Raw genomic sequence first — 20,252 nt, 5'->3', positions numbered from 1 at the left:
CGGTTCTCGGTCCTGCTCGCGGACGCGGACGCGCGGGAGCAGGACAGGACGCGGGATCCGGGGGCATGACACGTTGCCGGAGGAGGGGTATGAGCACGCTCGTCGCTTTCGGACTGCTTGCGGGTGGCTTGCTCCTGCTCGGCCGGTGGGGCATGCGTAACGCCAACCGGCTCGTACCACTGTCGCTCCCGGAAAACGAGCGCCGGCGTCGCGCTCGCGTGATGCGTCGCGGAAGTGTCGCCTGCTGGGTGGTGGCAGGGGTACTCCTCGCCGTGGGGTTCCACGCGTGGCTCGCGGGCGGGTGAGCTCGCAGCCGGCGAGCACCGACGAACCTCCTGGTTGCCTTCGGGTCGGGATATGTATAAAATTGAATAAATATTAAACGCATGCCTTGTGGGCCCACTGCCGGCGCGCCCCGCTGCACACGGTCGCTACCTGGAGCGAGCACGCCGCGGGGTGGGTGCGCAGGTCCGCCCGGTCGCGCAGAGGAGGTCGTCGATGACGGTGGCTGTCATCGGCGCCGGTGTCGCCGGCGCCGCGGCGGCGCGAACGTTGCGCAGTCACGGGGTGGACGCGCTCGTGCTGGAGGCTTCGGAGGCCGTCGGGGGACGTACGCGCACGGTCGGCCTGGAGTACGGTGCCGCCGACTCCGGAGCCATCTTCCTCATGGGCTCCTACGATGCGACCTTCCGGTACCTCCGGGAAGCCGGGCACGAGCACGAGTTGCGGCGATGGGAGGCGCGGGCCGCCGTGCTGGACGGCGACGGCGAGCGCCACCCGGTCCGGTTCGACCGGCCGTGGACGTTCCTCCGGCTCCCGCAGCTCACCTGGCGCGACCGCCGGCGAGCGGTGCGGGCGATCGGCACGCTGGCGATGCGGCGCGGCCCGGCGCCGTTCGACACCGACGAGCTGGCCGCGGTGGACGACGGGCGAACGCTGGCGGAATGGGCACGCGCCCGGTTCGGCGACCGCGTGTACGAATACGTCGTCCGCCCGCTCATGGGGCCGCTGACCGGGGCCGACCCCGAGACGATCTCCGCGGCGTTCACGATCGCGTTGCTGGGCCGGGTGCACCGTACGCAGCTCTGGGTGCCGCCTGGCGGGCTGGGGCAGATCGCATCGTGGCTCCTCGACGGTGTCGACGTCCGCACGGCCACGCCGGTACGAGCGCTGGAGTACACACCGGACGGCATGACGGTCCACGCGCCCGGCGGGCCGTTCGATGTGCAGGGGGTCATCGTGGCCACGGATGTCCGGCAGGCCCGGGAGCTGCTCGACGGCGTGGTGGACAGCAGCGTGTGCGCGGCACTCGACGCCGTCGAGCCCGTTCCCGCCTACCACGTCCTGCTCGGGTACCACACGGACCCGTGGCCCGACGCCGGTCACGACCTCGTGGTCCAAGCGGGCCCTGGGCAACACCACAACTACGGGGTGCTTCGCAACAGCCGTCGTGCCCCGTACTCGGTTCCGCCCGGCGGGCAGACCGTCAGCGTGTACTTCGATCGCACCCAGGCCCCCGACAGCGACGAGGAACAGGTCGTGGCGCGGGCGCGCGCGGCGGTCGACCGCGCGTTCGGGTTCGCCGTGCCGGACTTCCACCGGGTGTTCGGCATGGACGTAGCGCTCATCGCTCCCACACCCGGGCATTACGAGGCCATGCGGGCTACGCGGGACGCGATGCCGAGCCGGATCCGGCTGGCAGGGGACTACCTGAGCCACTCCGGTATCGAGGCGGCGCTGCTCTCCGGTGAGCGCGCCGCACGCGATCTGCTCGCCGCGGGACGCGCCACCGCGCGCGCAGCGGTCGCGCAGCACCGGGACGATCGCCGGGGACCGAGGTCATGACACGGGAACTGACGGGTACCTCGCGGCGGGCATTGCTCGCATGCGCCTGGTGCGGCCCGCTGACCGTCGTCGTCGCCTTCACCGGCTGGCTGATCGCCGGTGTGCTGCCCGTGCCGCTGGGCGCGAGCAGCACGACCGGGGAGGTCGTGGACTTCTACTCCTCCGGGACGCACGTACCGATGGGGATCGCGCTGGCATCGATCGGGATTTCGCTGGTCATCCCCGTGATCGCCGCCATCACGTACGTCATGCGGCTCGGCGAGCCGGGCGCGCCGGTGCTGACGTCGATCCAGGCGGTGAGCGGGACTGTCACGACCGTGTTGCTCCTCGTGCCGATGCTGCTCATGGCGAGTGCCGGATTCCGCCCGGAGCGACCGGCGGAACTGACGGTACTGCTGAACGACACGGCGTGGCTGCTGTTCATCACACCCGTGGGGCCGTTCGTGATCCAGAACGTGGCGATCGCGACCGCAATCCTGTCGAACAGCACGACGCCACTGCCGCGGTGGCTGGGCTTCCTGAACCTGTGGGTCGGGTTCACCTTCACGTTCGACGTGATCGCCTACGCCTTCCACGACGGACCGTTCGCCTGGCACGGCCTGTTGATCTTCTGGTTGGCACTGACCAGTTACGCGATCTGGCTCGTCGCGATGGGCATGACGATCCGGCACGTGATTGTGGCCCGGGCCGCCGGCCGTGACCCGATCCCCGGGGTCGCGTGATGGTCGACCACCTGGGCCGGCACGGGTCGATCGCGCGGTCCGCGGAACACGTCCCTGCAGAACGCGGCATGTGGCTGTTCCTGCTCGCCGACATGACCGTGTTCGCGCTGTTCTTCGGGGCCTATCTCTGGGAGTTCGGCTCCGCACGGCACGAGTTCACCGCCGACGCGGCCGCGCTGCCCGTACCGGTCGGTTTCGTGAACACGCTCGTGCTGCTGACGTCCTCCTTCCTCGTGGTGCGCGCGGTCGAGGCTCACCGGTCGGGTGCGTTCGGCCGGGCCAGGCGGTTCCTCGGCGGCACGCTCGCGGGGGCCGGCACGTTCGCCGGGCTCAAGCTCGTCGAGTACGCGCTGGAGATCGCAGCCGGGCACGGGCTGACGACGTCGCCATTCTTCATGTACTACTTCGTCATCACGGGCGTGCACCTGATGCACGTCGCCATCGGGACGACCCTGCTCGTGGCGTGGCGGCGTGCGCTGGCGCCCGGGAAGGCGCCGTACGGCCCTCGCTGGGCCGAAGGCGTGGCAGGCTACTGGCACATGGTCGACCTGCTCTGGCTGATCATCTTCTCGCTCCTCTACATCGGGAGCTACGCATGACCAAACCGAGCAGCAGACCGAGGAACGTCTATATCGGACTCGTGGTCGTCACGGTGATCTCGCTTGCGGTGGCAGGCGGCGCCGCGCACGGCCTGCTGACCGCACGGGTCGCCGCTACGACCGCGACGGTTCTCGCGTTCGCCAAGGCCCGCTTCGTCGTGCTCGACTTCATGGAGCTGCGGCACGCCGCGCGCGTACGGTCGTACTTCGATGCGTGGCTGGCCGTGGTGTGCCTCGGCTGCGCCGTGCTGCTGCTGCGCTAGCCTCAGACCTCGAGGCCGACGGGGCGGCCGTCGACGATCTGGTCGAGATACTCGCTCATGCCGTACAGCTCGCGGCCGTCGTGGAGCGTCCAGGTCATCAGGCTCTCCACGATCCGCGTCATGCTCACCCTGCCGGTCGTGTCGTCGGTCGGCCGGTGCCGCAGCGGAACTGTGGCCCGTGCCCGGCCGTGCAGCTTCCACTCGCGGGCGGCGGAACGCAGCACCACATCGACCTCGACCTGCTCGTCGCGGTCGTCCCGGACGGTACCGAGATCGATCGCCGTCACGCGGTGCTGGACACGACCGTCCCAGACGAACCCGCCACGGATTGCCGAGCCGTCCTGCCTGCCGAACCAGGCACCCATGAAGCCGAACCCGTCGGTGCAGCCGTGGACCCAGCGGTAGAACCAGGGCGCCTGCCAGCTGCGCGGTCCCCACGTGTGGTCGCGTAGTCCGTGGCCGTGGATGGTTGTCGCGTCGCCCGCGAGCCGGATCCGCCCGTCCACGGCGATCGGCTGCTCGTAGTGGTTCGGCACGAACGAGACGTCGTCGGCGTCGAAGCTGTGCTCGGACTCCGGCGCGATCGCGTACACCGACAGTGCGAGCGAGCAGTCGCGCACCGGGCTCCCGCCAAGTGCGGCACGGGGATCGGTCATCATGGTCGGGTCGTCGACGACGGTGACGTTCCCGTCGAAGGCGAGTTCGAGATGTCGCATCGGCTCGCGCACCTCGACGCGCATCCCCGCTGCGTCGAGGCGGTCGTTCGACGTAACCCGGGGCTGTTCGTAGGCGAAGCCGAGGCGCCCGTCGGGCAGGTAGAGGCAGACGGTCACCTCACCGTGGCCCTCGTTCGGCCGGTTACCGATCCGCAGGAACCCGCCGAGGCGAGCGCGCGGGTCGTAGAAGTGGAAGTACATCGACTCGCTGAATGCGGGATCGGCTCCCGGAGTGTGCAGGTAATCGTCGTCCGGCGTCATGGTGAGCTCCTTACTCGTGCTGGCGGCCGGCCATCACGTTCACGGCGTGCGGTACTGGCGAGCGAGATCGAGGGCCTCGTGCAGCAGGTATCGGATCGTGTCCTCCAGCGCGACCAGGTCGGGCGCTCCGTGCTCACCGAGCTCGCCGGACCGGCGCCGCACCAGCACACCCTGCAGGAGCGTGGCGGCCTTCCAGTGGGTGAATGCCCGGTAGTAGTCGAGCGCATCCGCGTCGAGGCCGGTACGGCCAGCATACTCTGCGACGATATCCGCGCGGTGCGCGAACCCACCTGCTCGCGTCGGGCTCGGCACCGCGATCGCCGGGTCTTCCGGTGCCCGCCAGTCGTCGAGGAGCCAGGCCAGGTCCGCGATGGGGTCGCCGAGCGTGCACAACTCCCAGTCGAGCACCGCCGTGATGCGGGCGCGATCCACGAGCACGTTCGCCAGCCGGTAGTCGCCGTGGACCAGGGTCACACGCTGCGGGCGCGGAGCACGGTTCTCGAGACGATCGAGGCACCGCCGCCACATGCCGTCGGCATCGGAATGCTGCCCCCAGTACCGCCAGTTGCGGCTCATGCGGCGGATCTGGCGAGCTATGTACCCGTCGTGCGGGGCCAGCTCCGACAGCCCGACAGTGCCGGGATCGGTCTCGTGCAGCGCGGCGAGGGCCGCGATCACGTTGGTCCCGAGCTCCGCCCGCTCGGAGGCCGGCAACTGCGCTGCGTCGCGCTCGTCGGAGAGCGCGGCTCCGGGCGCCCGTTCTGTGACGACGAACGGGCCGTCGATTCCGGCCTCGCCGGCACCGGTCGCCACCACGGCCGGAACCGGAACCGCCGTTGTCGCGAGCGCGTGCAGGATGCGCGCCTCGCGGAGCACTCCGTGCTCGCCGCCGTCCTCGTCGCTGCGCGGCGGGCGGCGGAGGACCCACTCCCGGCTCTCGGCATCCCGCAACAGGAAGGTGAGGTTGGACTGGCCGGAACCGATCCGGTACGACACGAGCGGGGCCGTCAGTGCCGGTACGCGCGCACCGAGCCACGCGGCCAGCTGCTCGTGGCCGTCGGCGTACGCGGTCATGTGTGCTCCAGGGGCAGCTTCCGTGGCGTTCGCTGTCTACCCGATCGTGGCCGGGTTCGCTGCTCGCCCCGTACGAACCGGTGATGCTCAGAGCTCGGGTGGCGGTACGAGACCGGTCAGTACGGCTCCGGTGATACCCCCGTCGACCACCAGGGGATGCCCGTTGATCCAGCGCGATTCCGGGCTCGCCAGGAAGGCGGCCGCCGGAGCGATGTCGTCGGGTTCGGCGTGCCGCCCGAGCAGGAACTTGACCCCGTCGAGCGTGTCCTTGCCCATGGACGTCTCGAAATCCGGCAGGATCGGGGTGTTCACCGGGCCCGGCAGCACGGCATTCATGCGCAGTCCCTCCGCGGCGAGTCCGGTACCCATCGCCATCGTGTAGACGGTCACGGCTTCCTTGGCGAAGTTGTACGCGTTGCCCTCGTGCGGGTTGTCGCGATACCACTGCAGCCCCGCGTGGAACGACTCGGTGGTGATGAGGTCGCGATGCTGTCCGAGTCGTTCGGACCACTGGAAACCGGCCGTGGACGAGACGTTGACGATCGCACCCCCGGTGTTGAACCGGCCGAACAGCGACTCGGTGAGGTGCCGCAGGCCCAGGAAGTTGACCTTGAACACGAGCTCGGCGGGCGCGGTGCCCGGTACCCCGGCGACATTGATCAGGGCGTCCCAGCCGCCACCGAGCTCGTGCACGCAGGTGTCGATGCTGTCCGGGTCGGCGAGGTCGACCGTGAGGTGGCGCTGGACGCCCGCGGAGGGCTCGTTCCGGTCGAGGCTGGTGACTTCGGCCCCGCCCTTCAACAGTTGCTCCGCCACGGCATGCCCGATACCGGATGCCGCACCTGTCACGATGCACCTGAGGTCGTTCACGCTCGTCATCGGGATTCCTTTCGGGGCTTCGACCGGGGCCACAGCCGACCCGGCGGCGCGGCACTCGATACATTATTTAACAGAGAATATAATTGGACATCGCGACGGATCGCAAGTGGGGTAGCGGTTTCCTATATACGCTGGTGTTTGTCGATCCGGGTTGCCGGCGTTCGTTGACGTCGCCCACTGAATAATCTATGTTTGATTCAATCAGAGCGCTGTGCGGGTGGCGTACGGACAGGATGTGGGGCGCGGATGCGAACGATCGACGACGGGCCGCTGCTGGTGAGTGAGCCTGCGGAGCAGGTCCTCGAGATCACCCTGAACCGCCCGGAGCAGTTGAACGCTCTCACACCCGGGCTCCTCGACCGGCTCGACGAGGTGCTCGATGCGGCCGAACGCGACGGCGATGTGCGTGCCGTGGTGCTTACCGGTGCGGGTCGCGCCTTCTGCGCGGGTTTCGATCTCACCGAGCTGGAAGCCACCTGGTCGATGGGCGTACCCGAGCTGCTGGCCAACCAGGAACGCTGGGCAGCGACCGCGCAACGTCTTGTCGACCTGCCGTTGCCGGTGATCGCGGCGGTACACGGTCCGGCCGTCGGTGCCGGGATGTCCCTCGCCCTGGCGGCCGACCTCCGGATCGGTACCACGAATGCCTCGTTCGCCGCGGCGTTCGTGCGCGTCGGCCTCGCCGGAGCCGATCTCGGGTTGTCGTGGACCCTGCCGCGGACTGTCGGTATGGGCGTTGCCGCGGAGCTCATGCTCACGGGCAGGTCCGTGGACGGGGACGAGGCCCACCGGCTCGGGCTGGTCAACCGGCTCTGCGCCGACGCGGAGTCGAGCTCGGCTGCGCTGCAGCTCGCGGGCGAGGTGGCAGCCAACAGCCCGTTCGGGGTGCGCCTGACGAAGCGGTCCCTGCATGCGGGTATCGACGCGCCGTCCTTCGCCGCCGCGGTCGGGATCGAGAACCGCAACCAGGTACTGGCCTCCCGGACCGAGGACATGCCGGTGGCGTTGCGGGCTCTTCGCGACGGCAGTACCGCCCGGTTCAGCAACCGGTGACCGCGTGCCGTGGGACTCCGGTACCCGCAGTGTCCAGGGAGGTCGCAACGATGACCGCAGTTTCCGATCCCGGCTCGCGCATCCGCGAATCGCTGTGGCCGCGTGACGAGAGCGTGCCGCTGGTCGAGCACACCGTGGGGTCGCTGCTCGCCCAGCGTGCCGGCGAGCAGCCGGATGCACCGGCGCTGGTCGGCAACGCGCACGGTACCGGCCGGGAGCGGCGGTTGAGCTACGGCCAGCTTTACGGCGAGGCACAGCAGGTTGCGCGAGCGTTGCTCGGCATCGCCGACCCGGGCGAGTTCGTCGCCCTGTGGGCACCGAACGTCGCCGAGTGGCCCATCGTCCAGTACGGGGCTGCGCTGGCGGGGATGACGCTCGTCGCGTTGAACCCTGTGCTGCGCGAGCACGAGCTCCGCTTCGCGCTGGGCCATTCGGGCGCCGCGGTGCTGATCCATGCCGACCGGAGCCGCGACTACGACCTCGCCGCCGCCGTCCGGTCGGTGCGCGCGGACTGCCCGCACCTGCGCACCGTGATCAGCCTGTCCGAATGGGACACATGGTTGGCCTCCGGCGCCGGCAGCGAACCGCTCCCGCGGCCCGAGCCGGGATCGGTGGCGATGTTGCAGTACACCTCGGGCACCACCGGTACCCCCAAGGGTGTCGTGTTGCGACACCGGTCGCTGGTCAACGTCGCGAAGCTGACCATGGAGGGCGCAGAGGTGGAGCGGGGGATGATCGGTCTGAACCCGCTGCCGATGTTCCACACTGCCGCGTGCGTGATCGGCACGCTGGGCCCGCTGTGGCTCGGCGGGTGCACCGTGCTCGTCGAGCGGTTCGAACCGGAGGCGGCGCTGGCACAGATCGGCAGGGAAGGTGCCGACGTGCTGTTCTACGTGCCCACGGTACTGGGGGCGCTACTGGAGGCCGCGCGCAACGCCACCGGCCGGGTGCCGCGGCTGCGTACCGCGATGGGTGGTGCCGCGGCCGTGCCACGAACCATGATCGAGAGCGCGGAGACGCGCTTCGGGGCGGCGGTGCACAACCTGTTCGGGCAGACCGAGCTAGCCCCCGTGCTTGCCATGACGCGCCGCGACGACTCGCGCGACGATCTGGTGAGCACGGTGGGGCGCCCGCTGCCGCAGGTGGACTGCAAGATCGTCGACACAAGCACGGGGGAGATCCAGCCGCTCGGTCAGCCGGGGGAGATCTGCGCGCGCGGTTACCAGCAGCTCGTCGAGTACCTGCACGCGCCCGACGAGACCGCACGGACCGTGGACGGTGACGGGTGGGTACACACCGGGGACCTCGGGTCGATGGACGCACGCGGCATGATCACGCTGACCGGCAGGCTCAAGGACCTCATCATCCGTGGTGGGGAGAACATCGCACCTGCCGAGATCGAGTCGTGCCTTGCCGAGCACGACGCGGTACGGGAGGTCGCGGTGTTCGGCCTCACCGACGAGCGCTGGGGCGAGATCGTCGCCGCCGCCGTCCGGGTGCGCGGCGAGCGTCGGGCCGGGCTCCGCGCGGCGCTGGAAGCGCATTGCCGCGAGCGGCTCGCCCCGTACAAGGTTCCGCAACGCTGGTTCGCCGTGGACGAACTGCCCGTGACCCCGACCGGGAAGGTGCAGAAGTTCCGGCTGACCGATGCCGTCGACCATGACGACCTCACGCCGCTCGAGTAACGGTGCGCCGTCGGCGGGACCGGCGGAGCGCGGCAGGTACAGCCACAGACACCGAGATCGCAGGAGGGACCGTGCCGACCGAGATCGAGCAGCGACGCGAGCGCCTCCGGGAGCGCTTCGACGAATGGACGCCGCGCACCCTCGACGCGTGGCTGGAGCACTGTGCGGCGCAACACCCCCAGCGGCCCTTCGTGATCACCGACGAGCGGACGCTCACCTACGAGGAGGTGGCACGTTGGGCGGCGCGACTGGCCGACGGCCTGGCCGCGCTCGGGGTGCGCCGCGGTGACCACGTCGGGATGCTGATGGCCAACCACCCCGAGTTCGTGCCGCTGAAGTTCGCCATCGCCAGGGCCGGAGCCGTCGCCGTCCCGTTCAACTACCTCTACCGCACCGGCGAGCTCGGCTACGTGCTCGCGCAGTCGGAATGCTCCGTGCTGGTGACCATGACGGAGTACGGCGGCCTCGACTACCCCGGCATGCTGGACGAGATCGCGCCGGCATGGCGGCAGGGCGAGCCTGCCGAGCTACCGGACCTGGCACACGTCGTCGTGCTGCCCACCGGCGGCAGCGCTCCGGAAGGAGTGCGCACGGTCGAGGATCTGGCGGCGCTCGGCGACGGTGATCCCGGCGCCTCGGACGGGTCCCGGGCACGGCCGGACGATGTGGGAGACATGCTCTACACCTCGGGGACTACCGGCTCCCCGAAGGGCGTGCTCGTCACCCACGATGCGGTGCTACGTACCGCCTACGCGTCGGCGCTGACCCGTGCGTTCGAGGACGGCAGGCGGATCCTGTTCTCGCTGCCCTGCTACCACATGTTCGGCTACGTCGAGGGTCTGCTCGCCGCGATGACCGTCGGGGGAGCGATCGTCCCGCAGACCGAGTTCGACCCGGTCGGCTACTTCGCCGGTATCCAGCGGCACCGCGCGACGGACATCCTGTGCGTGCCGACGATGAGCGTTGCGCTGCTGGAACACCCCGACCGCTCGGCCTACGACCTGTCGTCGCTGTCGGCGATCCTGTCCGGCGCGGCACCGGCGCCGGTGTGGCTGTGGGAGCAGGTGCGTGCCGAGCTGGGCGTCACCGAGATCGTGACCGGGTACGGCATGACCGAGTGCGGCGGCGCGATGACGCTGACGTTGCCGGAGGACGAGCTGTCGCTGACCTCGCAGACCGTCGGCAGGCCCAAGCTCGCCGGAGCGGCGGGACTGCCGGGAAGCGACGCGCTGGCGGAGTACAGGACGGTGGATCCGGAAACCGGTGCCGACCTGCCACCCCACACCGAAGGGGAGCTCGTCTCGCGGGGACCGACCCACATGCTCGGTTTCTGGCGCAAGCCGGAGGACACCGCGGCCGCCATCGACGCCGGATGGGTCCGGTCCGGGGATCTCGGGCGCGTGCGCGAGGACGGCTACCTCGAGATCACCGGCCGCAGCAAGGAGCTCTACAAGAGCGGTGGCGAGCTGGTCATGCCCAGGGAGATCGAGGACCTGCTCAGCACGCATCCAGGGGTGAGTCAGGCGTACGCGGTCGGTGTGCCCGACGAGCGTTGGGGCGAGGCCGGGTGCGTTTGCGTAGTGCCGGCCCCCGACGCTCGCCTCTCGGCCGACGAGGTGCTCGAGCTCTGCCGGGAGAAGCTCGCCCGGTTCAAGGTGCCCAAGCACGTGCTGTTCCTGGCCGCCGACGAGCTACCGACGACCCCCACGGGCAAGGTCCAGAAGTTCCGGCTCGCGCGCTGGGCAGGCGACCGGGTCGGCGGAACGACCGGCGAGTGACGGGCCCCGCGACCGGAGTTTGACACGGTGCCAATACTTTATTTATGTTATATTATAATATAGCGGAGGCGATAACGTGATGCGAGACGAGACGGGCGGGGACGCGGTGGATTCCGCACCGGAACGCGACCGGCCGGTCGACAAGGACCGCGCGGTGGCGATCGCCTCCCGGCTCTACCATGCCCTGTCGCGGGGCGCCTCGGCCGAGCTCGACGAGCTGTTGCACCCCGACTTCACCGGATGCACGACCGACGGCCTCCCGCTGGAACTCGGTGGCCGGTACGAGGGCCCCGAGGCCATGCGCCGCGAGTTCTGGGGCCGCATCGCGGCGCACTACGTCGCCACTGCCGAACCGGACGACTTCGCCCTTCTCGATGACGGCAGGCTGCTGGTGACCGGCCGCTACACCGGGCACGCGCGCAACGGCGGAACTCTGGACGCCGGTTTCGCGCACGTGCTGAGCTTCGTAGGAGACCGGATCGCCGACCTGGTGCAGCTCACCGACAGCGAGCGTTGGCGGAGCGCGTTGCCGGAGCGGGACGACTGCGCACCGGCCGTCGACTACACGGTCAGCGACGGGCTCGGCATCGTCCGGCTGAACCGGCCGGACGCGCGCAACGCCATCGACCAGCGACTGGCCGACGAGCTCGCCGAGATCTCGCGGCGATGCGCTGCCGACAGCGAGCTCCGTGCGGTGCTGCTGATGGGGAACGGTCCGGCGTTCACGGTCGGTGGCGATATCGCCGAGTTCGCACGCGTGCAGCCGGAGGAGCTCCCGGGGCTGCTCAGGGCCATGGTGACGCCGTACCACGACGCCATCCGGACGTTCTGCTCGCTGGAGGTGCCGGTCGTGACAGCCGTACACGGCTCCGTCGGGGGTGGCGGCCTGGGGCTGCTGTACTGCGCGGACATCGCGCTCGCCGCGGAGGGCACCAAGTTCGCGACCGGCTTCTGCGGGCTGGGGTTGTCCGGCGACGGCGGGAGCTCGTGGTTCCTGCCTCGACTCGTGGGGCCACGTCGTGCCGCCGAGCTCTACTTCGAAGAGCGGGTGCTGGACGCCCGCGAGTCCGTGGAATGGGGCCTTGTCAACCGCACCGTCGAGGCGGATGGCCTCGAGCGCGAGGCGATGTCCACGGCGCGCCGGTTGGCGCGGGGTCCGACGCGCGCGTACGGGCAGATCCGCCAACTGCTGTGGAACTCCTGGTCGTCGAGCCTGCCCCACCAGCTCGCCGCCGAGATCGAGGCGCTGGCCCGCACCGGAGGGACCGAGGACGCCGCCGGGGCGGCTCGCAGCTTCGTCCACAAATCCACGACCTCGTTCCAAGGACGGTGACATGACGGGACTCATCACCGACAGCGACGAGCACCGGCTCGTGCGGGAAAGCGTCGCCACAATCGCCGACAAGTACGGTCACGAGTACTACGCCGAGCGCTCGCGCACCGGCGAGCACATCGGCGAGCTGTGGCAGGAGCTGGGTGACGCCGGCCTGCTCGGCGTGCACCTACCGGAGGAGTACGGGGGCGGCGGTGCGGGGCTGTCCGAGTTCGTGATCGTGGTGGAGGAGCTGGCCGCGCACGGAGTGCCGTTGCTTGTCGCGGTCATCTCCCCCGCGATCTGCGGCTCGATCCTCACCGCACACGCCTCGGCCGAGATGAAGAGCCGGTGGTTACCGGACATCGCCTCGGGCGGCAGGAAGATGGCGTTCGCCCTGACCGAGCCGGATGCCGGGTCGAACAGCCACAACGTCAGCACCACCGCCCGCTGGAACGGCACGGGATGGACTCTTTCCGGCGGGAAGTACTACATCTCTGCGGCGAACGAGTGCGCTGCCCTGCTTGTGGCGGCACGCAACGGCGAGCAGGCCGCCGGCGAGCAGGCCGGAATGTCGCTTTTCGTGGTTCCCACCGATGCCGAGGGACTGACGCTGCAGCCGATAGAGACGGCGCTCGTCGCTCCGGACAAGCAGTTCACCGTGTTCCTGGACGACGTCGAGGTCCCCGCCGACGCCCTGATCGGCGATCCGGGCAACGGCCTACGCCAGCTGTTCGCCGGTCTCAACCCGGAGCGGGTGCTGGCCGCCGCGCTGTGCAACGGGGTCGGGAGGTACGCGACAGGCAAGGCGAGCACCTACGCCTGCGAGCGGCAGGTCTGGTCGACCCCGATCGGGGCGCACCAGGGCATCGCCCACCCACTGGCTGCCTCCTATATCGACGTCGAGACGGCCCGTCTCGCCACGGCGCACGCCGCACAGCTGTACGACAGCGGCCGCCACGCGGCCGAGGCGTCCAACATCGCGAAGTACGTGGCAGCCGAGGCAGCGCTGCGTGCGCTGGATCAGGCCATCCAGACGCACGGCGGTAACGGTCTCGCGCTCGAGTACGGCCTCGCCGACCTGTGGTTCGTGACCAGGCTCATGCGGACCGCACCGGTGAGCAGGGAGATGATCCTGAACTTCGTCGCCCGGCACAGCCTGGGGCTTCCGGAGTCGTACTGACGGCTCGTCGGTGCGGGCCGGGCGACCGATCGGCGCGGCAGCCGGATCGGTCCGAGCGCGGAGACCATTGCGAGGAAAGGTGAGGAAAAGATGACCGGCACCGAAGGGAATTTCGACGCGATCGTCGTCGGCGCGGGCGCGGGCGGGCTGTTCACGGCCGCGCGGCTGACCCACCAGGGATACCGGACCCTCGTCGTGGAGCGCCGCGACCGTGTCGGCGGACGTGCCTCCACAGTGGATATCGATGGATTCAAGGTCAACAACGGCGCGATCGTCATCGAGGTCGATGGCATCACACAGCAGACCTTCGAGGAGGTCGGGGCAAAGTTCGACATCCGGCGCCCCGACCCGCCGATCCTCTACCGCATCGGCGGGAAGGACGTGGATGTCTCCGGCGGAGGGTGGGGCTACCTGCTGTCGAAGCTGACGAAGCAGGGCGCGAAGCTGCTCAACGGGCTCGGCGCGGCCCGGGACGACAGCGGTCTGCCCGAGGAGCAGCTGTCCACGGCGGAGTGGGTGGCGAAGTACACCAAGAACGAGTCGGTGCACGGCATCTTCCACAACATGTGCGGTTCCGTCTTCGCCGTGGGCTCGGAGGAGCTACCCGCCAAGGTGTTCCTGACCTACTTCACGCGTAAGAGCGCGTTCAAGAAGTTCGGCTTCTGCCCGGAGGGCACGATCGGCATCTGGCGGGCGCTCGCTGACGTGATCACGGCCGGGGGTGGCGAGGTCTGGCTGTCCAGCGAGGTGCGTTCGCTGACGGTGGCCGACGGCATGGTGACCGGCGCGCGCATCGACAGGGGCGGGGAGGTCACCGACGTCCCGGCACGCTTCGTGGTGAGCGACGCCGGACCGGCTGCGACGGTGCGCCTTGTCGGCGAGGACAACCTTCCCGCGGATTACCGTGACTCCGTGCGCCGTGCCGACCGGCCCAGCGCGATGCTGACCGTCAACGTCGCCAGCAGGCGCAAGCTGCTCGATGCGCCCGGCATGCTGAGTTTCGCCAAGACGCGCAGGCTGTGCTACGTCGCGAACTTCACCGAGACGTGTCCCGAGATGGCTCCCGAAGGGTGGCACCTCTACGCCGGGACCTCGGTGCCGAAACCGGCGGTCGGGGACTTCGACGAGGAGGCCGAGAAGGAGTACCTGATGGCGGACCTGCGCGAGCAGATTCACGGGTTCGACGAGACCGAGATCCTGTCGACCGAGATCACACGTGACGACTGGCCGCCACAACGTGCGGTGGCGGGGTTCGACCTGCCCACCACGACTCCGATACCGAACCTGTGGAACGTCGGTGACGGTGTCAAGGAGTACGGCAACGGCGGGACGACCGCGTGCGCCGAGACAGCGAAACTGGTCGTCGACCAGATCACGGAGCGGTACCCGGCAGGCAGCGCGCGCTGAGCAGGAGCGCGAGCGCCGGCCGAACCGATCGAACACAACGGACCGTCAACGAACCGGAGGAGAACCACGTGGCGACGACGGACACCATCACCGCGGCGGGCTCTGCCGTGCGCGTGGCTGCGAAGGTGCTGCGCGACAAGGCCCGGCCCGGCGCCCTGAGTGCGAAACCGGGTGCGGTCCCACCGTCGGCGGAGAGCATCACGCCGGACTGGCTCACCGCCGTGCTGTGCCACGACGTTCCCGGCGCGGAGGTGGTGGAGGTCCGGGTCACCGGCGGTGACGACGGCACGAGCTCGCGACGTCGGCTGTCGATCGTGTACAACGACGCCGGGGTGGCTGCCGGCCTTCCGGAAACCGTGTTCACCAAGTCCACGGCGACGTTCGCGTCACGGATGCTGCTGGGCCTCACCGAGATCGTCGAGGGCGAGACGCTGTTCTACACCCGTGCGCGACCGGGGTTGCGGCTGCGCAGCCCCCGTGCGTACTACGCAGGCTACGACCCGATGTCGTACCGCTCGCTGGTCGTCCTGGATGACCTGAGCGCCATGGGATGGACCTTCCCCGATCCCATGCTCAATCCCGTGACCCGCCACGATGCCGAGGACATGGTGCGTGAGCTGGCTACGTACCACGCTGCCTTCTGGGAAAGCCCGCGGCTGTCGGCGGACTTGGGGAAGCTGCGCGGTACTTACGAATGGCAGGACAACCTCAACCGCAGGGTGGGGTTCGCCAGGCGTACCCGCGTCGGGTTCCGGCGGGCCATGGACGTGCTGCCGCCCGAGTTGCGGGCCAGAGGTGCCGAGGTCTTTCCCGGCTTCATGCGCTCGCTCGAGCTGCACCGCCGGGGTCCTCGCACGCTACTGCACCAGGACGTGCACCTCGGCAACTGGCTCCGCGACGCGGACGGCGGTATGGGGTTGTACGACTGGCAATGCGTCGCGCAGGGACACTGGGCGCTCGACTACTCCTACGCCCTCGCGTGTGGGTTGGCGCCCGCGGACCGGCGAGCATGGGAGGAGGACCTGCTGAAGCTGTATCTGGAACAGCTGAAAGCGTCCGGCGTCGCGGAGCCCCCCACGTTCGACGAGGCGTGGCTCGCCTACCGCCAGCAACCGCTGCACGGGCTCGTGTTCGGCCTGTTCACGCTCGGTGGCAGCCGGATCGAGCCGGAGCTGCAGCCACGGGACTACACGCTGTTCGCCATCGAACGGATCGCGCGCTTCGTGGCCGACGCGGGCACGCTCGATGCGATCGATTGAGGCCGCGCGCGGGGCGGTTGGCGGCCCGGGTGTCGCCGGGCCGGGGAGCCGGGCACCGGATGTGACCGGAGCGCAGGCCCGCCGACCGAATGACCGTACGGCGAGGAGGGACACGGCGCCATGATGACGACGCGATTCTGTACCGAGTTCGGTGTGGACTATCCGATCGTCCAGGGAGGAATGCAGGGAGTCGGGCGTGCGGAGCTCGTCGCCGCGGTGGCCAACGCCGGCGCGCTCGGGTTCCTGACGGCACTGACGCAACCCACGCCGGAGGAGCTCACCCGCGAGATCGCGCGGTGCCGCGAGCTGACCGACCGGCCGTTCGGGGTCAACCTGACGATCCTGCCCACCATCGATCCCCCGCCGTATGCCGAGTACCGGGACGCGATCATCTCCTCGGGCGTACCGGTCGTGGAGACGGCAGGGTTCAACCCTGCCGAGCACGTCCCCGCGTTTCGCGCTGCAGGTGTGAAGGTACTGCACAAGTGCACGAGTGTCCGGCACGCGGTGAAGGCTCAGGAACTGGGAGTCGACGGCGTCAGCATCGACGGGTTCGAGTGCGCGGGCCACCCGGGTGAGGACGACATCCCCGGGCTCGTGCTGATCCCGGCCGCCGCCGAGAGGGTCGGCATCCCGATGATCGCTTCGGGAGGGTTCGCCGACTCGCGGGGCCTGGTCGCCGCGCTGGCGCTCGGTGCAGAAGGCATCAACATGGGGACGCGCTTCCTCGCGACGGTCGAGGCCCCTGTGCACCAGGCGGTCAAGGAGCGGTTGGTGGAGGCGAACGAGCGCGAGACCGACCTCATCTTCCGGCCTCTGCGGAACACGGCGCGTGTGGCGCGCAACTCGGTGAGCCGGAAGGTTGTCGAGGTCCTGGACGAGGGTGGCGCCTTCGAGGACGTTCGGGAGCTGGTAGCGGGTTCGCGGGGACGGGAGGTCTTCGAGACCGGCGACCTCGAACGCGGTGTGTGGAGCGCGGGCCTGGCCCAGGGCCTCATCCACGACATCCCGCGGGTGTCGGAGCTGATCCGGCGGATCGTCGCCGGCGCGGAAGACATCGTCCACGACCGGCTCGGCGCCCTGCTCGCCGGCGAGAGCTGAGGCGCCGTTGCCACGCCATGTGTGTCACGCCGACGCCGCAACGACCCGACCGCGTGGTCCGTCGGGTCGGCAGGGAGACCGGTGATGTCGATTCCGTACGCCCAACCGCGGGACTGGACCGAGCCCGGCGCGCACCCTGTGGTGCCGGGTGTCCACCGGATCCCGATCGGCCTGCCGTTCGAAGGTCCGGCCGCGGTCAACTGCTATGTGCTGGAAGGGCCGCACGGGCTCGTACTGATCGATCCGGGGTGGGCCACATCGCGGACACAGGCGACGGTCGACCAGGCGCTCCGGCAGCTCGGCTACCGGCTCGCCGATGTCGCGGTCTGTGTCGCCACGCACCATCACTGGGATCACTACACGCAGGCGTACCGGTGGCGCACCACGCTCGGCACCGCCCTCTACACCGGGTACGGCGAACGGCACAGCATCGGCGAGTTCGGGCTCGAGCGGAGCCGCTTCCCGCATCACATCGATCTCCTGGTGCGGTGCGGCGCTCCGGATCTGGCACGGCAGGTCGCGAACCAGGCTTTCGCGGAGTACGAACGCAGCGTGCCGTACGGCCCTCCGGACGGCTGGCTGCATCCCGGGGAGCGTATCCCCGTCGATGGCGGTGAGCTGGAGGTAGTCGGGGCACCGGGCCACACCCGAGGGCACATCACGTTGCGGCACACCGCAAGGGATGTGCTGTTCTCCGGCGACCACATCCTGCCGCGGATCACGCCGTCGCTCGGGTTCGAGTGGGCACCGGAACCGCAACCGCTGCGCTCGTTCCTGGATTCGCTCACCGCGGCGCTCGCGGTGCCGGACACCGTGCTGCTCCCGGCACACGGACCGGTGCTCGACAGTACCCACGCCCGGGTACGCGAGCTGCTGCAGCACCACGAGGAGCGGCTGGAGCTGGTGCGCCGCCAGATCCGCCGTGGCGGTGGGACCGCCTACGACGTTGCGCGTGCCGTGCCGTGGACACGGCACGAGTGCGCACTCGACGAGCTGGAGCTCGATCACCAGATGCTCGCCGTGACCGAGACCGGTGCGCACCTGGAGGTGCTGCGGCTGCGCGGCGCGGTGGACGTACGTGTCGAGGACGCGGTACGGCGTTACATCCCCGGCTAGCCGCGTTGTGTGAGGCCGCCTGCCTGCTGAGGGGTGCGTCACGTACCTCGACGATGCCTTGTTCCGAGCATGGTGGAAAAGTTAATCTATTACTGATTAAATAAGAAGACGCACGTTCGACCATGAAGCGTTGCGCCTCGACCGTGCCGGCGCCGCGCGACGGCAACCGACCGAGAACGGGATGGCGACCAGCCCAGCCCGCCAGGGAGAAGGACCACGATGACCACCACGGTGCCCGATTCGGCCCGGGCGACCTCCCGGCCGGACTACGCGGCTCTGATCGAACCGAGCCGGGTGCACGGCTCGCTGTACACCGACCCACGGGTATTCGCCGACGAGCTCGAACGGATCTGGTACCGAAGTTGGGTGTTCGTCGGCCACGAGAGCGAGGTCCCCGAGTCCGGCGACTACGTGCGCAAGAGCATCGGGCCGCAGGACATCATCATGACCAGGGGGCGAGACGGCGACGTGCACCTGGTGTTCAACCGATGCGCGCACCGCGGGAACCTGGTTTGCGAGGACGCCCGTGGCAATGCGAACGCGTTCCGCTGCCCCTACCACGGCTGGACCTACCGCAACACCGGCGAGCTGCTCGGTTACCCGTACAACAAGGGCTACGGCGGCAAGGGCAACCTCGACCTGTCCCTGGGCAGGGTGCCGCGCGTCGACTCCTACCGCGGCTTCGTCTTCGCCAGCCTTGCCGAGGACGGGCCGACGCTGGCGGAACACCTGGGTGCTGCTGCCGGTGAAATCGACAGGCTGGCGCGGTTGTCGCCCGAAGGCAGGATCGACCTCGGTGCGGGCTGGTTGCAGCATCGCACCCGCGCCAACTGGAAGCTGCTTGCCGAGAACGAGACGGACGGGTATCACCCGCAGTTCGTACACAGTTCGATCTTCAGCGTCACGGGGAGCCCCATCGGGCCGCTCTACAGCGACAACTCGACAGCCGTCACGCGCGACCTGGGTAACGGCCACAGTGAGAACGATCTGCGACCCGAGTTCCGCAGGCACGGTGAGACCCTGCGGTGGTTCGGTACCAGCGAGTCACGGGTACCGAACTACGTGGCGCGCATGCGCGAGGCGTACGGCGAGGCGGCCGAGGACATCCTGGTCGAGGGCGCACCCCATGTGATGATCTTTCCCAACCTGTTCATCGCGGAGATCCAGGTATTCGTCATCCAGCCGCTCTCGGTCGACGAGTGCGTGCAGCACTCGACGGCGGTCCAGCTCGGCGGCGCGGAAGAGCTGAACTCGCGCATGGTCTCCCAGAGTATCGGCTCTGTCGGCCCTGCGGGCATGCTGCTGGCCGACGACACCGAGATGTACGAGCGCAACCAGCGCGGTCTCGAGATGCGGCAGCCGGAATGGCTCGACATCCGCCGCGGGATGCACCGTGAGGCTCTCGACGAGGACGGGTACCGGACCGGTGCGGCGACCGACGAGACGGGAATACGCGGGTTCTGGACGCACTACCGGCGCCTCATGGAGGTGGATACGTGACCGCAGTGACCGACAGCCCGCTCACCCTGCGCCAGGTCGAGGAGTTCCTCTACCGCGAGGCGCGGTACGCCGACGAGCACGACTACGACGCGTGGGAGGCGCTGTGGACAGATGACGCTCTCTACTGGGTTCCGGCGGGCGATGCCACGAGCGATCCCGCCACGTCGATGTCGATCATCCACGACAACCGGAACCGCATCTCCACCCGGCTGAACCAGCTCCGCACCGGCAAGCGGTACTCGCAGTCGCCGCCGTCAAACCTTCGCCGCATCCTGTCCAACATCGAGATCCTCGGGGTCGCGGGCGGCGACACCGAGGTCGGCGCGAACTTCGTGCTCGTCGAGTCCACATCGCGCGGGATGGAAACCTGGGCGGGTCGCACCACGTACAGGTTGCGGGTGGTCGACGGCGAGGTCCGGCTGGCGTACAAGAAGGTCCTCCTGGTCAACCGGGACCAGCCGATTCGCACGATGGCCTTCCTCATCTGAGACCCGGAACG

General features: G+C 69.3%; 19 protein-coding genes. 16 read left to right on the top strand and 3 right to left on the bottom strand.

Annotation, left to right across the window (positions count from 1 at the left end; all coding sequences use genetic code 11):
• The first annotated feature begins 89 nt into the window (after window positions 1-89).
• The 5 genes from H0B56_RS14965 (at window position 90) to H0B56_RS14945 (ending at window position 3,429) form a co-directional block, all read left to right on the top strand.
• Window positions 90-305: a hypothetical protein gene (locus tag H0B56_RS14965; protein WP_180893676.1), complete on the top strand. Its 216-nt coding sequence runs from the start codon at window positions 90-92 to the stop codon at window positions 303-305.
• Window positions 306-498: 193 nt separating this feature from the next.
• Complete coding sequence (locus tag H0B56_RS14960) at window positions 499-1,845, top strand: protoporphyrinogen/coproporphyrinogen oxidase (RefSeq protein ID WP_180893675.1); 1,347 nt, start codon at window positions 499-501, stop codon at window positions 1,843-1,845.
• Window positions 1,842-2,567: a hypothetical protein gene (locus H0B56_RS14955; RefSeq protein WP_180893674.1), complete on the top strand. Its 726-nt coding sequence runs from the start codon at window positions 1,842-1,844 to the stop codon at window positions 2,565-2,567. The genes H0B56_RS14960 and H0B56_RS14955 overlap by 4 nt, the downstream gene beginning before the upstream one ends.
• Window positions 2,567-3,166, top strand: a complete 600-nt coding sequence (locus H0B56_RS14950; protein ID WP_180893673.1) for a cytochrome c oxidase subunit 3 — start codon at window positions 2,567-2,569, stop codon at window positions 3,164-3,166. Before H0B56_RS14955 ends, H0B56_RS14950 begins: the two co-directional genes overlap by 1 nt.
• Window positions 3,163-3,429: a cytochrome C oxidase subunit IV family protein gene (locus H0B56_RS14945; RefSeq protein WP_180893672.1), complete on the top strand. Its 267-nt coding sequence runs from the start codon at window positions 3,163-3,165 to the stop codon at window positions 3,427-3,429. Before H0B56_RS14950 ends, H0B56_RS14945 begins: the two co-directional genes overlap by 4 nt.
• A gap of 2 nt (window positions 3,430-3,431) precedes the next feature.
• Here the strand turns inward: H0B56_RS14945 and H0B56_RS14940 are convergent, their stop codons facing one another.
• The 3 genes from H0B56_RS14940 to H0B56_RS14930 form a co-directional block, all read right to left on the bottom strand.
• On the bottom strand, window positions 3,432-4,406 hold the full coding sequence (locus H0B56_RS14940; RefSeq protein WP_180893671.1) for a DUF7065 domain-containing protein: 975 nt from the start codon (window positions 4,404-4,406) through the stop codon (window positions 3,432-3,434).
• 39 nt (window positions 4,407-4,445) lie between these two features.
• Window positions 4,446-5,480: a phosphotransferase family protein gene (locus H0B56_RS14935; protein WP_180893670.1), complete on the bottom strand. Its 1,035-nt coding sequence runs from the start codon at window positions 5,478-5,480 to the stop codon at window positions 4,446-4,448.
• An 87-nt stretch (window positions 5,481-5,567) separates the two neighbouring features.
• Complete coding sequence (locus H0B56_RS14930) at window positions 5,568-6,359, bottom strand: coniferyl-alcohol dehydrogenase (RefSeq protein WP_180893669.1); 792 nt, start codon at window positions 6,357-6,359, stop codon at window positions 5,568-5,570.
• A 246-nt stretch (window positions 6,360-6,605) separates the two neighbouring features.
• On the opposite strand from H0B56_RS14930, the gene H0B56_RS14925 reads away from it, so the two are divergent.
• The 11 genes from H0B56_RS14925 to H0B56_RS14875 all read left to right on the top strand — a co-directional run bounded on the left by H0B56_RS14925 (window position 6,606) and on the right by H0B56_RS14875 (window position 20,241).
• Window positions 6,606-7,412, top strand: a complete 807-nt coding sequence (locus H0B56_RS14925; protein WP_089302943.1) for an enoyl-CoA hydratase/isomerase family protein — start codon at window positions 6,606-6,608, stop codon at window positions 7,410-7,412.
• Between the two features lie 50 nt (window positions 7,413-7,462).
• Entirely contained in the window at window positions 7,463-9,097 is a 1,635-nt protein-coding gene (locus tag H0B56_RS14920; RefSeq protein WP_180893668.1) for a class I adenylate-forming enzyme family protein, read from the top strand.
• A 71-nt stretch (window positions 9,098-9,168) separates the two neighbouring features.
• Window positions 9,169-10,875 carry an AMP-binding protein gene (locus H0B56_RS14915; protein WP_180893667.1) on the top strand — a complete coding sequence of 569 codons (1,707 nt, stop codon included), beginning with the start codon at window positions 9,169-9,171 and terminating at the stop codon, window positions 10,873-10,875.
• 79 nt (window positions 10,876-10,954) lie between these two features.
• Window positions 10,955-12,208, top strand: a complete 1,254-nt coding sequence (locus H0B56_RS14910) for an enoyl-CoA hydratase-related protein (RefSeq protein WP_180893666.1) — start codon at window positions 10,955-10,957, stop codon at window positions 12,206-12,208.
• A 1-nt stretch (window position 12,209) separates the two neighbouring features.
• Window positions 12,210-13,370, top strand: a complete 1,161-nt coding sequence (locus H0B56_RS14905) for an acyl-CoA dehydrogenase family protein (RefSeq protein ID WP_180893665.1) — start codon at window positions 12,210-12,212, stop codon at window positions 13,368-13,370.
• Between the two features lie 90 nt (window positions 13,371-13,460).
• Window positions 13,461-14,777, top strand: a complete 1,317-nt coding sequence (locus H0B56_RS14900; RefSeq protein ID WP_180893664.1) for a phytoene desaturase family protein — start codon at window positions 13,461-13,463, stop codon at window positions 14,775-14,777.
• A gap of 68 nt (window positions 14,778-14,845) precedes the next feature.
• On the top strand, window positions 14,846-16,036 hold the full coding sequence (locus H0B56_RS22960) for a phosphotransferase (protein WP_180893663.1): 1,191 nt from the start codon (window positions 14,846-14,848) through the stop codon (window positions 16,034-16,036).
• Window positions 16,037-16,156: 120 nt separating this feature from the next.
• Window positions 16,157-17,137, top strand: coding sequence for an NAD(P)H-dependent flavin oxidoreductase (locus H0B56_RS14890; RefSeq protein ID WP_180893662.1), 981 nt, complete (start codon window positions 16,157-16,159; stop codon window positions 17,135-17,137).
• A gap of 84 nt (window positions 17,138-17,221) precedes the next feature.
• Window positions 17,222-18,253, top strand: coding sequence for an MBL fold metallo-hydrolase (locus H0B56_RS14885; RefSeq protein ID WP_180893661.1), 1,032 nt, complete (start codon window positions 17,222-17,224; stop codon window positions 18,251-18,253).
• Window positions 18,254-18,472: 219 nt separating this feature from the next.
• Entirely contained in the window at window positions 18,473-19,753 is a 1,281-nt protein-coding gene (locus H0B56_RS14880) for an aromatic ring-hydroxylating oxygenase subunit alpha (protein WP_180893660.1), read from the top strand.
• On the top strand, window positions 19,750-20,241 hold the full coding sequence (locus tag H0B56_RS14875; protein ID WP_089302953.1) for an aromatic-ring-hydroxylating dioxygenase subunit beta: 492 nt from the start codon (window positions 19,750-19,752) through the stop codon (window positions 20,239-20,241). Before H0B56_RS14880 ends, H0B56_RS14875 begins: the two co-directional genes overlap by 4 nt.
• The last annotated feature ends 11 nt before the right edge of the window (window positions 20,242-20,252 follow it).

The organism is Haloechinothrix aidingensis, assembly GCF_013450155.1.
GTDB classification, from domain to species: Bacteria; Actinomycetota; Actinomycetes; order Mycobacteriales; family Pseudonocardiaceae; genus Haloechinothrix; species Haloechinothrix aidingensis.
Note: the sequence above shows the minus strand (reverse complement) of the source record. Positions and strands in the feature narration are given on the sequence as shown.